Source organism: Ruegeria sp. Ofav3-42 (assembly GCF_022347725.1).
Taxonomy (GTDB): domain Bacteria; phylum Pseudomonadota; class Alphaproteobacteria; order Rhodobacterales; family Rhodobacteraceae; genus Ruegeria.
The window spans coordinates 238,136-251,716 of the sequence record NZ_JAKRGB010000005.1 but is presented as its reverse complement, the minus strand read 5'-3'; the positions used below and the strand labels follow the sequence as shown (position 1 = coordinate 251,716).

12 protein-coding genes are annotated in these 13,581 nt (G+C 56.8%); 10 read left to right on the top strand and 2 right to left on the bottom strand.

What is annotated here, in order from left to right; translation table 11 throughout:
- Window positions 1-112: 112 nt before the first annotated feature.
- The 10 genes from MHN28_RS10180 to MHN28_RS10135 all read left to right on the top strand — a co-directional run bounded on the left by MHN28_RS10180 (window position 113) and on the right by MHN28_RS10135 (window position 11,354).
- A complete protein-coding gene (locus MHN28_RS10180) occupies window positions 113-1,372 on the top strand; it encodes an ABC transporter substrate-binding protein (protein WP_239338642.1) in 1,260 nt (419 codons plus the stop codon).
- Window positions 1,373-1,466: 94 nt separating this feature from the next.
- Window positions 1,467-2,393 carry a carbohydrate ABC transporter permease gene (locus MHN28_RS10175; protein WP_239338640.1) on the top strand — a complete coding sequence of 309 codons (927 nt, stop codon included), beginning with the start codon at window positions 1,467-1,469 and terminating at the stop codon, window positions 2,391-2,393.
- A gap of 1 nt (window position 2,394) precedes the next feature.
- Window positions 2,395-3,243 (top strand): carbohydrate ABC transporter permease, encoded by an 849-nt coding sequence (locus tag MHN28_RS10170; protein ID WP_239338638.1) that lies wholly within the window; start codon window positions 2,395-2,397, stop codon window positions 3,241-3,243.
- The gene (locus MHN28_RS10165) at window positions 3,240-4,580 is read left to right on the top strand and encodes an alpha-glucosidase/alpha-galactosidase (protein ID WP_239338636.1); all 1,341 of its coding nucleotides are present in this window, start codon (window positions 3,240-3,242) and stop codon (window positions 4,578-4,580) included. The genes MHN28_RS10170 and MHN28_RS10165 overlap by 4 nt, the downstream gene beginning before the upstream one ends.
- Window positions 4,581-4,604: 24 nt before the next feature.
- Window positions 4,605-6,314 (top strand): IlvD/Edd family dehydratase, encoded by a 1,710-nt coding sequence (locus MHN28_RS10160; RefSeq protein WP_239338634.1) that lies wholly within the window; start codon window positions 4,605-4,607, stop codon window positions 6,312-6,314.
- Window positions 6,314-7,081: an SDR family NAD(P)-dependent oxidoreductase gene (locus MHN28_RS10155; RefSeq protein WP_239338632.1), complete on the top strand. Its 768-nt coding sequence runs from the start codon at window positions 6,314-6,316 to the stop codon at window positions 7,079-7,081. The genes MHN28_RS10160 and MHN28_RS10155 overlap by 1 nt, the downstream gene beginning before the upstream one ends.
- 4 nt (window positions 7,082-7,085) lie before the next feature.
- Window positions 7,086-7,979, top strand: a complete 894-nt coding sequence (locus tag MHN28_RS10150) for a 2-dehydro-3-deoxygalactonokinase (RefSeq protein ID WP_239338630.1) — start codon at window positions 7,086-7,088, stop codon at window positions 7,977-7,979.
- Window positions 7,976-8,581 (top strand): 2-dehydro-3-deoxy-6-phosphogalactonate aldolase, encoded by a 606-nt coding sequence (locus tag MHN28_RS10145; RefSeq protein WP_239338628.1) that lies wholly within the window; start codon window positions 7,976-7,978, stop codon window positions 8,579-8,581. Before MHN28_RS10150 ends, MHN28_RS10145 begins: the two co-directional genes overlap by 4 nt.
- A complete protein-coding gene (locus MHN28_RS10140; protein WP_239338625.1) occupies window positions 8,578-9,438 on the top strand; it encodes an SMP-30/gluconolactonase/LRE family protein in 861 nt (286 codons plus the stop codon). The genes MHN28_RS10145 and MHN28_RS10140 overlap by 4 nt, the downstream gene beginning before the upstream one ends.
- The gene (locus MHN28_RS10135; RefSeq protein WP_239338623.1) at window positions 9,435-11,354 is read left to right on the top strand and encodes a beta-galactosidase; all 1,920 of its coding nucleotides are present in this window, start codon (window positions 9,435-9,437) and stop codon (window positions 11,352-11,354) included. Before MHN28_RS10140 ends, MHN28_RS10135 begins: the two co-directional genes overlap by 4 nt.
- A gap of 37 nt (window positions 11,355-11,391) precedes the next feature.
- Here MHN28_RS10135 and MHN28_RS10130 read toward each other — a convergent pair whose 3' ends face one another.
- On the bottom strand, window positions 11,392-12,657 hold the full coding sequence (locus MHN28_RS10130) for an ABC transporter permease (protein ID WP_239338621.1): 1,266 nt from the start codon (window positions 12,655-12,657) through the stop codon (window positions 11,392-11,394).
- Window positions 12,654-13,574, bottom strand: coding sequence for an ABC transporter permease (locus MHN28_RS10125; RefSeq protein WP_239338619.1), 921 nt, complete (start codon window positions 13,572-13,574; stop codon window positions 12,654-12,656). The genes MHN28_RS10130 and MHN28_RS10125 overlap by 4 nt, the downstream gene beginning before the upstream one ends.
- Window positions 13,575-13,581: the final 7 nt, after the last annotated feature.

Genomic DNA, 13,581 nt, shown 5'->3' with positions numbered 1-13,581 from the left:
CACGAGGGTCTTGACAAGACTAACCGAGTCGATGTGTAGTTTTCAATATATAAAACACGGTTTCATTATTTGGAACCTAAAAGACAAAGACTGGAAGCTAAGGGAGGAAACCATGCATTCCATGTTCAAGCGCACTGCCGCAGCTATGGCAGCCAGTGTCGCACTTGCCGCACCTGTTGCCGCCGAACTTACCGGCGAGCTGCGAATCTTCCTCGACACCTCCAACCCGGCGCCACGTGCGACGATGGAGGCAATGATCGAACGGTTCGCAGAGCAGCATCCCGGATTGGAGATCGAAACCACGGTGATCGACCGCGAGGCGTACAAGACTCAGATCCGCAACTTCCTGACTGCGGACACGCCTGACGTAGCGACGTGGTATGCGGCTAACCGCATGAAGCCTTATGTCGAGGCCGGTCTGTTCGAAGACGTATCTGATTTGTGGGCCGAGCCTGAGATCGCCGACAATCTGGCTTCGACCAAGGGCGCGATGACTATCGACGGCAAGCAGTGGGGCGTACCCTATACCTACTATCAGTGGGGTGTTTACTATCGCAAAGACATCTTTGATGAACTGGGTCTGACCGAGCCGACCACATGGGAAGAAGAACTGGAAAATTGCCAGAAAATCGTCGACTCGGGTCGGGCCTGCTACACGATCGGGACCAAGTTCCTTTGGACTGCAGGCGGTTGGTTCGACTACTTGAACATGCGTACAAACGGCTTTGATTTTCATCAACAATTGGCCAATGGCGAAGTCAGCTGGGAAGATGACCGTGTCAAGCAGACATTCGCTAATTGGAAGCAGTTGATCGACATGGGTGCGTTCATCGACAACCACCAGACCTATAGCTGGCAAGAAGCGCTGCCGTTCATGGTCAACGGTGAGGCCGCCGCATATCTGATGGGCAACTTTGCCGTGGCACCGCTGCGCGAAGCTGGCCTGACGGATGATCAGCTGGACTTCTACCAGTTCGTCGCGATCAACCCTGATGTTGAACTGGCCGAAGACGCCCCTACCGATACGTTCCACATCCCGGCCAATGCGTCGAACAAAGAAGCCGCACGTGAGTTCCTGCGCTTTGTCGTCTCTGCGGATGAGCAGACCGAAATCAACAATGGCTCGAACCTGGGTCAGCTGCCGGTCAACGCGCAGTCTTCGGTGGATGACGACAAATTCCTGCAGCAAGGCTTCACCATGCTGTCGTCTAACAGCCCCGGTGGCGTTGCCCAATTCTGGGACCGCGATGCCCCGGCCGAAATGGCCAAAGCGTCGATGGAAGGCTTCCAGGAGTTCATGGTCAAGCCAGACAATGCTGACCGCATCCTGTCCAAACTGGAACGCGCACGTAAGCGTATCTACGAAAACTGATCCATCCTTGTGGTCCGCCGTTTGGCTGGCCACTCGCGAGCAAATTTGTCAGGCGGGTTGAGGCCCGCCTGCCCTCTAACCCCAGAGAACTCTCATGACCGTTGCACTCGACATCCCCGAACAGGAAAGCTGGTTCCACAGAAACCAGCAGCGTATTGCACCCTGGCTATTTCTGGCACCGGGCCTGCTGTTCTTTATGGTCTACGTGATCATTCCGGTGTTCCAATCCTTCAACCTGTCGCTCTATGAATGGGACGGGCTTGGGGCGGCGGAATATGTCGGCTTTCGCAACTACGAAGACCTTTATTGGGAGTGGGTTGACCGCGACGCATTCTACACCTCGCTCAAGAACAACCTGATCTGGCTGGTCCTGTATCTTCTGGCAATCCCGGCAGGCTTGTTCATCGCGCTGTTCCTGAACCAGACCGTCTGGGGCATTCGGCTGTATAAGTCGCTGTTTTTCTTCCCATTTGTTATTTCACAAGTCGTCGTCGGCCTAGTATTCACGTGGTTTTATGATCCGACCTTTGGCCTGTTGAACGAGTTCCTCAGCCTCTTTGGTCTCGGCCCGCTAAACGTTCTTGGCGACGAACGGTTCGTGACCTATGGCATCATCTTCGCCGGTCTCTGGCCGCAAACGGCCTATTGCATGATCCTATATCTGACCGGCCTGAACGCCGTCGACCCCGAGCAGATCGAGGCAGGCCGTCTGGACGGCGCCAAGGGCTTTCGGATGTTGTGGCACATCATCCTGCCGCAACTGCGCCCCGCAACTTTCATCGCCTTTGTCGTGACGATCATCGGCGCTCTGCGTTCGTTCGACCTGATTTCGATCATGACCCAAGGCGGACCATTCGGATCGTCCCGTGTGCTGGCCTATTACATGTTCGAGGTCGCCTTGTCCGAATACGGCTTCCGCATGGGGTATGGCGCGGCCATCGCCGTAATCCTGTTCCTCATCATGCTGTGCTTCATCGCCTATTTCCTGTGGTCGATGTACCGCGAAGAAAAGGGGCATTGAGATGTTTCCCAAACCCATCGAAAAACAATCCCGCGCCGCACAGATTTCCTATCAGGCCATGCTGCCACTGGCGCTGTTGCTTTGGCTGGGGCCGCTGCTCGCAGTCGCGCTGTTTTCGGTCAAACCCGCCGCCGATTTCACCAATGCCAACTATTGGGGCATGCCGTCCAGTTTTGAGGGTGCCTACAACTATGGGCAGGTCTTCTTCAACTCGGACATGCCTCGGTATCTGCTGAATTCTTTCCTGATCACCATTCCGACGGTGATCGGTGCAGTCGCGCTGAGTTGCATGACCGGCTTTGCGCTGGGGATTTACAAGTTCAAATCGAACCTCTGGATTTTCTTCATGTTCGTTGCGGGAAACTTCGTGCCGTTCCAGATACTGATGGTGCCCGTCCGCGATCTGACCCTGCAACTGGGCCTCTACAACACCAAAACCGGGCTTGTTCTATTCCATATCGCGTTTCAGACCGGGTTCTGCACGCTGTTCATGCGCAACTTCATCCGCGCTTTGCCCTTTGAACTGATCGAAGCGGCGCGCGTCGAGGGCATTAGCGAATGGCGGATCTTCTGGTACGTTGTCCTGCCGCTGATGAAACCTGCGATCGCAGCGCTCAGCGTGCTGATCTTTACCTTTATCTGGAACGATTACTTCTGGGCCGTCGTCCTGACCCAAGGTGCAGAAAGCCAACCTGTGACCGCGGGGATCACCAGCTTTAACGCACAATTCCGCGCGGCCTATCAGTTAATGAGTGCCGGCTCCATCGTCGCGGCGCTGCCGCCGGTGGCCATGTTCTTCCTCATGCAGAAACACTTCATCGCGGGCCTGACCCTCGGAGCTGTAAAATGACAAAAATCACCTTCATCGGGGCGGGTTCCACGATCTTCATGCAGAATATCGTGGGCGACGCTTTGCTGACCCCTGCGCTTGCTAACAGCCACTTTGCGCTGATGGATATCGATCCGGTTCGTCTAGCCGAAAGTGAAGCCGTTGCCAAAGCGATGATCCGCTCTGTCGGAACCGGTGCTACCGTGTCCACTCACACTGATCGTCGTGCTGCTCTGGACGGTGCTGATTTCGTTATCACCGCATTTCAAGTTGGGGGATACAAACCCTGCACGGTGACGGATTTCGAAATCCCCAAGCAATACGGCTTGCGCCAGACCATTGCGGATACACTAGGTGTCGGCGGCATCATGCGCGGGCTGCGAACGGTACCAGTGTTGTGGGATGTCGCGCAGGACATGATGCAGCTTTGCCCGAACGCGACGCTGCTGCAGTACGTCAATCCTATGGCCATCAACACATGGGCGCTGGCTGAACGCTTCCCGGCGCTGAAACACGTGGGGCTTTGTCATTCGGTACAAAACACGGTCGAGGAACTGGCCCACGACCTGGACCTGCCGAAGTCCGAAATTCGATACAAAGTCGCCGGTGTGAACCACGTCGCCTTCTTCTTACGACTGGAACACGAAGGCCGCGATCTCTATCCGGCGTTGCGTCAGGGTTATGCCAACGGGCGCATTCCCAAACCGCCGCTACTTATGCCACGTTGCCCCAACAAGGTGCGGTACGAGGTGATGGATCACCTGGGTTATTTCTGCACTGAAAGTTCGGAGCATCTGGCCGAATACGTTCCCTGGTTCATCAAAGACGGACGGCAAGATCTGATCGAGCAGTTCAACATCCCTCTGGATGAATACCCAACCCGCTGTGAGGAACAGGTCGCAAATTGGAAAGAACAGGCCAAGACCCTGATCGACGGGCGTGACATCGAGGTCGTTCGCAGCCACGAATTTGCGGCGGATCTGATGAACGCGATCGCGACTGACACTCCTTATGTGGCTTACGGCAACCTGCCCAATACCGGTCAGATTCCACAGCTGCCTATCGGCGCTGCAGTCGAAACGCCGTGTCTTGTGGATTCAAACGGCGTTCAGCCATCGGTCGTCACGGACATTCCCCCGCAGCTGGTCGCGCTGATGCGCACGCAGATCAACGTGCAAGAACTGACAGTTCGGGCTTTGGTTGAGCAGAACTCCGAACACATCTATCACGCGGCCATGATGGATCCTCATACAGCAGCTGAGCTGGATCTGCGACAGATCCGCTGCATGGTAAATGATCTTTTAGTCGCGCACGCCGATTGGTTGCCCGATTGGTGCAAACCCGCCAAGGCCGCCTGAACCGGATTTTAGAAGGCTGAAACAATGACAAAAAAACGCCGCTCCCAGCATTGGTATGGCAAGCTGGACAAGGATGGTTTCATCCACCGGTCTTGGATGAAGAACCAGGGCTTCCCGGATCACGCCTTTGATGGCCGCCCCATCATCGGCATCTGCAACACCTGGTCCGAACTCACGCCCTGCAACTCGGGCCTGCGCGACTTGGCCGAAGGCGTTAAGCGTGGCGTGTGGGAGGCTGGCGGCTTCCCGGTTGAATTCCCGGTGATGTCACTGGGCGAGACGCAAATGAAGCCCACTGCCATGTTGTTCCGCAACCTTCTGGCGATGGATGTCGAGGAATCCATCCGCGCTTATGGCATCGACGGCGTCGTTCTGCTGGGTGGATGTGACAAGACCACGCCGGGGCAATTGATGGGAGCCGCATCGGTCGATTTACCTGCGATCGTCGTTAGTTCAGGGCCGATGTTAAACGGGAAGTACCGTGGCAAAGATATTGGATCGGGGACGGATGTCTGGAAATTTTCCGAAGCCGTGCGCGCCGGAGAAATGACCCTTAAAGACTTCATGAATGCCGAGTCCGGAATGTCGCGCAGCGCGGGTGTCTGCATGACCATGGGCACCGCATCGACAATGGCGTCTTTGGTCGAAGCGATGGGCATGAGCCTGCCCACCAACGCTGCCCTGCCCGCCGTCGACGCCCGCCGCATGGCGCTGGCGCATCTGACCGGTAAACGGATCGTCGAAATGGTGGATGAAGACCTGAAACCTTCCGACATCTTGACCAAAGAGGCATTTGAAAACGCCATTCTGGCCAACGCTGCCGTGGGCGGATCGACCAATGCGGTTGTACATCTGCTGGCACTGGCTGGGCGCGTGGGTGTGGACCTGACACTCAAGGATTTCGAAATCGGGTCAGAGATTCCGTTGCTGGTGAACTGCATGCCCTCGGGCAAATACCTGATGGAAGACTTCTGTTATGCCGGAGGCGTTCCCGTTGTATTGTCAGAACTCAAGTCCTTTTTGCGCCCGGCAAAAACTGTTCTGAACAAGGATATCTCGGCCCACTACGAAGGTGCCGAGTGCTTTAACACAGACGTCATCCGCCCCTTCAATGACCCGGTGAAACCCGCCGCTGGTCTGCGTGTCCTGCGTGGTAACCTCGCACCGAACGGAGCTATTGTGAAGCCTTCTGCGGCAACGGATGCCCTGTTGGAAACCGAAGCCGAAGCTTACGTGTTCGAGAGTATCGAGGACCTCAAGGCCAATATCGACCGGGACGATCTGCCGGTGACGCCCGAGACCATTCTTGTACTCAAGGGCTGCGGTCCAAAAGGTTATCCCGGAATGCCAGAGGTCGGGAACATGCCGATCCCCGCCAAGTTGGTCAGGGAAGGCGTACGCGACATGATCCGCATCTCAGATGCCCGCATGTCTGGCACCGCTTTTGGAACCGTGATCCTGCATGTCAGCCCCGAAGCACAGGCTGGCGGTCCGCTTGCGCTGGTCAAAACCGGCGATCGTATCCGCGTTTCAGAAAGTAAGGGCGAACTGGAACTGCTGGTCGAACAAAAGGAACTGGACGCGCGCCGCGCTGCATGGCAACCGGACAATCCGCACTACACCCGCGGTTACGCAAAACTCTATATCGACCACGTGCTGCAGGCGGATCAGGGTGCAGACCTTGATTTCCTTGTCGGCAAAGACACCCGCCTTGTGACCAGAGAGAGCCACTGATGGATCAACCAGCCACTTTTCACGATTTGAACGGCGCTTCGGTCTATATAACCGGCGGCGGGTCCGGTGTTGGTGCTGCGCTTACAGACGGATTTCTGGCGCAGGGCGCCAATGTAGCCTTCATTGGCCGCTCGGACGCCAGCGGGTTCGTCGACGAGATGCGCGACAAACACGGGCGCGCGCCTTTGTTCATGCAGGGCGACATGACGGATACGGAATTGCTGCATGCAACGATGCAAAAAGCGGCCGCGGCACATGGACCCCTAAACGTTCTGATCAACAACGCAGCCAACGACAAGCGTCACTCGCTAGAGGAAACGACGCCGGAATTCTGGGATTGGATGATCGAGGTGAACCTGAAAGCCTATTACTTTGCCTGTCAGGAGGCAGCGCGCCAAATGGAAGGCAGGGGCGGCTCAATCGTCAATTTCAGCTCGATCAGCTATATGATGGGCAACTCTGGCTATCCTATCTACACGACATCAAATGCCGGGATTACCGGAATGACCCGTTCGCTGGCGCGTGAGTTGGGGCCAAAAAAAATCCGAGTGAATGCATTGGCCCCAGGATGGGTTTTAACTCAAAAGCAGTTGGACATGTGGGCCACGCCCGAGGATCTGGCTGCGCATATGGACCGTCAATGCCTAAAAGAACATCTGACGCCCGAAGACATGATTGCGCCGACCTTGTTCCTTGCCTCCGATGCCAGCCGTGCGATGACCGGCCAGTGCACGGCAGTGGATGGCGGCGTCGTAGTAACGGGGTGAAGCCATGAGTGCAGAGTGGATTGCTGTCGACTGGGGAACATCTCATCTGCGCGTCTGGGCGATGCAGGGGGAAACGATCATGGCTCAGGCCCAGTCTGACCGTGGTATGGCGCGGCTCAGAAAAGATGAATTTCAATCGTCATTGCTGGAAATGATAGAAAACTGGTTGGGTGCCGATCCCGTTGACGTTGTAGCCTGTGGCATGGTCGGCGCGCGGCAAGGTTGGGTTGAGGCGCCGTACTCGGCCGTTCCCTCCGCCCCGGTTCCGGTAGCACCAATTCGCGTGCCGAATACCGATGCTCGTATACGGGCATTTGTAGTTCCTGGTCTGAAACAGAACGCGCCGCCGGATGTCATGCGCGGTGAGGAAACCCAAATAGCCGGATTTCTGGCAAACCATCAGAACTGGGACGGCGTCATCTGCCTGCCCGGGACCCACACGAAATGGGTTCAGGTCAGCGCCGGAGAAATCGTGAGTTTTCGAACCTTCATGACCGGCGAGATGTTTGAGCTTCTGAGCAAGCAATCGGTATTGAAACACTCGGTCGGCGACGGTTGGGATGAGGCCGCTTTTGCCGAAGCCGCCGCTGATACGCTGTCGAAGCCCGAGCAATTGGCCGCGCGCCTGTTTGGCCTGCGCGCTGCAGATTTGCTGCACAATCAGAACAAGGCAACCGCCCGGTCCCGATTGTCGGGGCTATTGATTGGTGCGGAATTGGCCGCAACGCGCCCCTATTGGCTGGGGCAGCAACTGGCGATTATCGGGGCTGACGGTATCTCCCAAATCTATGCCGGCGCGCTGCAACTTCAGGGGGCCTTCGTGGAAACTGCAAATGCCACGCAATGCACCTTGGCTGGTCTTTCGCAGGCCCGGAACCTAACGAGGCAAACCGTATGAATCGCCCTATCATTGCAATTTTGCGCGGCCTGCACTCTTCCGAGACCGTGGACGTGGGCCGCGCCCTGATCAACGCAGGCATTGATAAAATCGAGGTACCTCTGAACTCTCCCGACCCGTTGGACAGCATTGCTTTGTTGGCCACAGAATTTGGCGACCAAGCCCTTATCGGTGCCGGCACTGTACTGACTCCCGAACAGGTTGAGGCGGTTGCGGGCGTCGGTGGTAAACTGATCGTTTCCCCAAACTGCGACACCGATGTGATCCGTCGCTCTGTCGCAATGAATATGCAGAGCTGGCCCGGCGTCTATACTCCAACCGAGGCGTTTGCCGCTCTCAAGGCTGGTGCTACTGGGTTGAAGTTGTTTCCTGGCGTCATGGCCGGCCCGACCGGTTTAGCCGCTTTACGGCCGGTGCTGCCAACCGGAACTCTTGTTTACGCGGTCGGCGGCGCGGGTCCGGAAAACTTCGCCGAGTGGATCGAGGCCGGCGCCGATGGTTTCGGCATCGGATCGGCGCTGTTCAAACCTGGAATGGCCGTTGCTGATGTTGCGGATCGGGCAAATCGGATCATCGCAGCCTACGATGAGGCCGCTGGATGAGTTCTGTTTTTGACGACCGTCCATGCGAGCTTGGCGAAGGTCCATTGTGGCATCCGGAACGGCGACAGTTGCTCTGGTTTGACATCGCCAACAAGCGCCTAATGACGCAAGACGCAGGCGAACAGCACAGTTGGCAGTTTTCCGAGCATGTCTCGGCCGCTGGTTGGGTGGACCGCGATACGTTGTTGATGGCCTCTGAAACCGGGCTTTGGCGCTTTGGGTTGGTTAGCGGCCAAAAAGACCTGATCGTTCCGCTTGAGTTGGACAACCCTGTTACGCGATCCAACGACGGGCGCGCAGACCCTTGGGGCGGGTTCTGGATCGGAACGATGGGCAAGAACGCGGAACACAAGGCAGGCGCGATCTACCGGTTCTGGAAAGGAGAGCTGCGCCAGTTGGTGCCGGATGTCACAATTTCGAACGCAATCTGTTTTGCACCGGATCGATCCTGCGCATTTTATGCGGACACGGTCACGCAACAGGTTATGCGCTGGTCTCTTGACCCGGACTCTGGCTGGCCTGAAGGCGAAAGCACTGTATTTCTCGATTTGCGAGACGATGGACTTTATCCCGATGGCGCGGTTGTTGATGCTGAAGGCAACGTCTGGATAGCCCAATGGGGCGCCAACCGCGTTGCCGCATACGATCCGAATGGTCGGTTTCTGCGGGCGGTACCCTTTCAGGCCGCGCACACCTCATGCCCTGCGTTCGGCGGAGAAGATCTGACAACCTTGTTCTGCACTACGGCTCGCGAAGGTCTGGATGCCGATGCATTAAGAACCCAACCAACCAACGGCATGACCTTTGCCGCCATGGGCGTCAGCAAGGGTCAATCGGAACACAGAGTCCTTCTATGAAACCAGAACTTGGCGTTTGCTATTACCCGGAACATTGGCCCGAAGCCAAATGGGCCGAAGACGCAGCTCTTATGGTCGAAACAGGGCTGACCTGGGTTCGGATCGGCGAGTTCGCATGGAGCCGGATGGAGCGCGTTCCCGGCGATTTGCATTTTGACTGGCTGGACCGTGCGATTGAAACGCTGGGTGACGCCGGTCTGAAAGTGGTCTTAGGGACCCCAACAGCGACACCCCCGCGCTGGATGATCGAAAAGCATCCAGACATGTTGGCAGTGGACGCCTTGGGCAACGCCCGCAAATTCGGGTCGCGCAGGCATTATTGCTTTAGCCATCCGGGCTATATCGAGCAATCCGTCCGCATTGCCCGGATCATGGGTGAACGCTATGGACGAAACCCTCATGTCGCCGCTTGGCAGATCGACAATGAATATGGATGTCACGACACCACAGTCAGCTACAGCCCCTCTGCTCTGCGCGCCTTTCAACTTTGGCTGAAGGACCAATACAGCACTATTGACGCGCTGAACGAGGCTTGGGGCAACATATTCTGGTCAATGGAATACGGCGATTTCGACCAGATCGATTTACCCAACCTGACAGTGACCGAACCCAACCCGGCGCATGTGCTGGCGTTCCGGCGGTTCAGCTCGGATCAGGTGGCTGTTTTCAACAAGGCTCAGGTGGATGTGCTGCGCCCTTTGACGGATGCACCGCTGTTGCACAACTACATGGGGCGGATTCTGGATTTCGACCATTTCAAAGTCGGCAAGGATCTGGATGTCGCCACATGGGACAGCTATCCGATCGGGTTCCTGTCCGACCGGCTGGAAGCTGACGAGGCACACAAAACTGCCTTCCTGCAACAGGGCGACCCGGACATGCAGGCCTTTCATCATGACCTGTACCGCGCAGTCGGCCGTGGACGTTGGTGGGTGATGGAACAGCAACCCGGCCCGGTGAACTGGGCGCCTTATAATCCGGCCCCCCTACCCGGCATGGTGCGGCTTTGGTCGCTTGAGGCCGTGGCGCATGGGGCCGAGGTCGTCAGTTATTTTCGCTGGAGGCAAGCGCCTTTCGGGCAAGAGCAAATGCATGCGGGTTTGTTGACACCGAACAACCGTCCGGCCCCTGGGTTGACCGAGGCGAAACAGACAGCTGACGCGCTGGCAGACCTCGGTGAAGTGGTTCAGACAGCGGCACAGGTCGCCATCTTGTTCGACTATGCATCCGACTGGGCATGGGCAATACAGCCGCAGGGCACCGGGTTTGACTATTTCAGATTGGTCTTCTCTGCTTATCGGGCTCTGCGACGGGCTGGTCTCTCTGTTGATTTCATTTCGCCAACCGACGTCCCGAACAATGGCTATGCAATCATCCTTGCCCCCGGGCTTGCGACATTGGACAGTGATCTGGAGCATCGGCTCACCGAAGCGGGCGATCTGGTCATCCTTGGACCGCGAAGCGGTGCAATCACACATGATTTCCAGATCCCGGCAACAGGTCGACCGGGTTTGACCGATCTCAATTGCGATGTCGATCTGGTCGAGACCCTGCCGCCCAACGTTCAGCGCCCGGTCGAGGGGGGCGGCGCAGCGCGGCATTGGATTGATCGGATATCCGGCTCAGCTCCCGTCCTGCTAAGGTTTAATGATGAAACACCCGCTCTGATGGGCGAAAACGGCCTTTGGTATCTGGCGGGTTTTCCGGATGAGGCACTGTGGGACCGGGTTATTGAAATGGCCGCGAGAGAGACACGAGTTGCCCTGAACCCGATGCCTGAGGGATTGCGCCGGCGCGATACTGCTACCCACACTTTCCTGACCAACTACAACGCCCAACCGGTCGCGTGGAACGGTCATGTCATTGACGCCTGCGGCGTTGCGATCGTGAAAAAAGAAACGCCCGAAGAGGGGTAAACCTCTTCGGGCACATTTCGTTATTCAGACACTGGACCTATTGGTCAGATTGAAGGCTGTTGGGGTCGAACGCCCCACCAAACCCGCCATTGTTAGACGGCGGAGTTTCAGAATCTGAACCCTCTTCTTCTGCATCACCGCCCAAAGAATTCGGGGCGAACACATTGCCAAAGCCACTGTTGTTAGACGGCTTAGGCGCGGATTGCTGTGCGCCACCCTGTTCGGCTTCTTCCGCTTCACGCTTTTTGCGCTGTTCTTCGCGCTGCTTGCGCAGCTCTTGAATGCGCTGTTCGGCTTCCAGACGTTTTTGCTCTTTGACGTTGGCGATGCACTGGCCGGGGTTATAGGCCGTCGCGGTGCCAACCACGGTGATCGTGGCAACGGCAAACACGACGAGCAAAACGGCCGCCATGTTACCGGAAAAGAAGCTGGGCAGTTTGATCTTGCCTGCCAGTTCCTCAACCGTTGCCTTCTTGCGAGCTGCTGCCACCAACTCCTGACGTTTCAGCTTGGCTTCATTCAGCAGAGCAAAGAACACCGTCAATGCCACGATGAGGAAGGCCAGGGCCGAGATTGCAGGCGTGATGCCATAGCGGACTTTCTGCGCCAGTTCGATCGTCAGCGTCGGGTATTCACCAAAGGTGAATGTGGTGGTGTTGTAGTTCTCGAACGAGGCGAGAAACGCCAGCACCGCCGCCGACGCAATCGCGGGACGCATGAACGGCAGCAGGATCTTGCGGAATGCCTGCGCATGGGTTGCACCCAAGTCGAGCGCCGCTTCGGTAAGGGCGACGTCATAACGCTGCAGACGGGCCACCAACACCAACATGCAGTAGCTGGCGATAAAGGTGGACTGGCCGATTACTGTCAAGAAGATGCCGTTTGACAAAAAACTGTCCGCGCCTAACCCAAGCATCCGGTTGATCCGGTCCCAGAACACCAGCGTCGAGATACCCAGAACCACACCCGGGATCAGGATCGGAGCGATGATGACGGTGTAATAGGTTGCCCTCAGCTTAGGCCAGATCTGGGTCAACATCAGCGCGCCTGCCAGCCCCATGGCCACCGACAGGACAACCGTCCCGGCTCCGATGATCAGCGAGTTCTTGATGCCGTTCAGGATACGTTGGTCCTGAAACAACTCTCCGAACCACTGGAAGGTCAGGCATTCCCACGGCGTCATCCTCGGGAAAGCCGAAGAATTGAACGCCGTGACCGACATGATCACCAACGGCCCCAGCAGGTACAGGAAGAAGATGACCAGATAGACCCAGATGCTTACACGAAGGAAGGAATTATTCATTTCCCGATATCCCCCATGTTCACCTTGAACAGGCGCATCACCGCCAGCACGAACAGGATACAGGTCACCAGCAGCACAATGGCGTAGGCGGCCCCCTGCGGCCAGTCATTGTTATCGTTGAACTGCTGATAAATCAGCTGCGTGAACCACAGGGACGAGGGCCCGCCCAGAATTTGTGGCGCAGCCAGCGCACCGGCACTCAACATGAAGACCATCGTACAGCCCGAGCTGATGCCCGGCTTGGCGTAGGGAATAACCACCCGCCAGTGGATCCGCCACCATGGTGCACCAAGGTCACGCGCGGCCTCGATCTGGTTTCCGTCCAGACTTTCGATCACGTTATACATCGGAAAGATCATCAGCAGGATGTAGGCGTAGCCCAGGCCCGCATAGAGCGCGATGTCGTTGCGGATGAAGTCAAAGGGTGTATCAAATATGCCTAGCCCCATGAACAAAGTGTTCAATACGCCTGTTTCGCCAAAGATGATCCGCAAGGCAAAGGCGCGCAGGATTTCGTTGATCCAGTAGGGGATGATCAACATGATCGCAAAGATGCGGATATGGCTGCCCTTGGACTGACCCAGGTAATAGGCGATCGGATAGCAGATTATCAGGTTGAAGATCGTCACACAGACCGCTGCGATCAGCGTTCGGAAGAAGACCCGCAGGTCGACAGCATTGTAAGACTGACTTCCGCCCTCGGGGCCGTAGATCAGGTATTTGTAGTTCTCCAGAGTGTATACGTCCTTAGGCCCACCAATTTCAGGCGGCGGCAGGTTCGGACGGAACGAAAAATCCAGCATCGACAACTGGGGCAGGATGATCAGGCCGATGGTCCAGAACAGGACCAAACCCAAGATCGCCAGCCCCATGCCGGTGCCGTTGCGGTTGAAGAATTCCTTCAGGAAGCCGGGCATTGTCTGG

Bases quoted from the DNA above. Each gene is read 5' to 3' on its own strand.
- MHN28_RS10180 (WP_239338642.1), top strand. From the start codon at position 113: ATGCATTCCATGTTCAAGCGCACTGCCGCAGCTATGGCAGCCAGTGTC.
- MHN28_RS10175 (WP_239338640.1), top strand. From the start codon at position 1,467: ATGACCGTTGCACTCGACATCCCCGAACAGGAAAGCTGGTTCCACAGA.
- MHN28_RS10170 (WP_239338638.1), top strand. From the start codon at position 2,395: ATGTTTCCCAAACCCATCGAAAAACAATCCCGCGCCGCACAGATTTCC.
- MHN28_RS10165 (WP_239338636.1), top strand. From the start codon at position 3,240: ATGACAAAAATCACCTTCATCGGGGCGGGTTCCACGATCTTCATGCAG.
- MHN28_RS10160 (WP_239338634.1), top strand. From the start codon at position 4,605: ATGACAAAAAAACGCCGCTCCCAGCATTGGTATGGCAAGCTGGACAAG.
- MHN28_RS10155 (WP_239338632.1), top strand. From the start codon at position 6,314: ATGGATCAACCAGCCACTTTTCACGATTTGAACGGCGCTTCGGTCTAT.
- MHN28_RS10150 (WP_239338630.1), top strand. From the start codon at position 7,086: ATGAGTGCAGAGTGGATTGCTGTCGACTGGGGAACATCTCATCTGCGC.
- MHN28_RS10145 (WP_239338628.1), top strand. From the start codon at position 7,976: ATGAATCGCCCTATCATTGCAATTTTGCGCGGCCTGCACTCTTCCGAG.
- MHN28_RS10140 (WP_239338625.1), top strand. From the start codon at position 8,578: ATGAGTTCTGTTTTTGACGACCGTCCATGCGAGCTTGGCGAAGGTCCA.
- MHN28_RS10135 (WP_239338623.1), top strand. From the start codon at position 9,435: ATGAAACCAGAACTTGGCGTTTGCTATTACCCGGAACATTGGCCCGAA.
- MHN28_RS10130 (WP_239338621.1), bottom strand. From the start codon at position 12,657: ATGAATAATTCCTTCCTTCGTGTAAGCATCTGGGTCTATCTGGTCATC.
- MHN28_RS10125 (WP_239338619.1), bottom strand. From the start codon at position 13,574: ATGCCCGGCTTCCTGAAGGAATTCTTCAACCGCAACGGCACCGGCATG.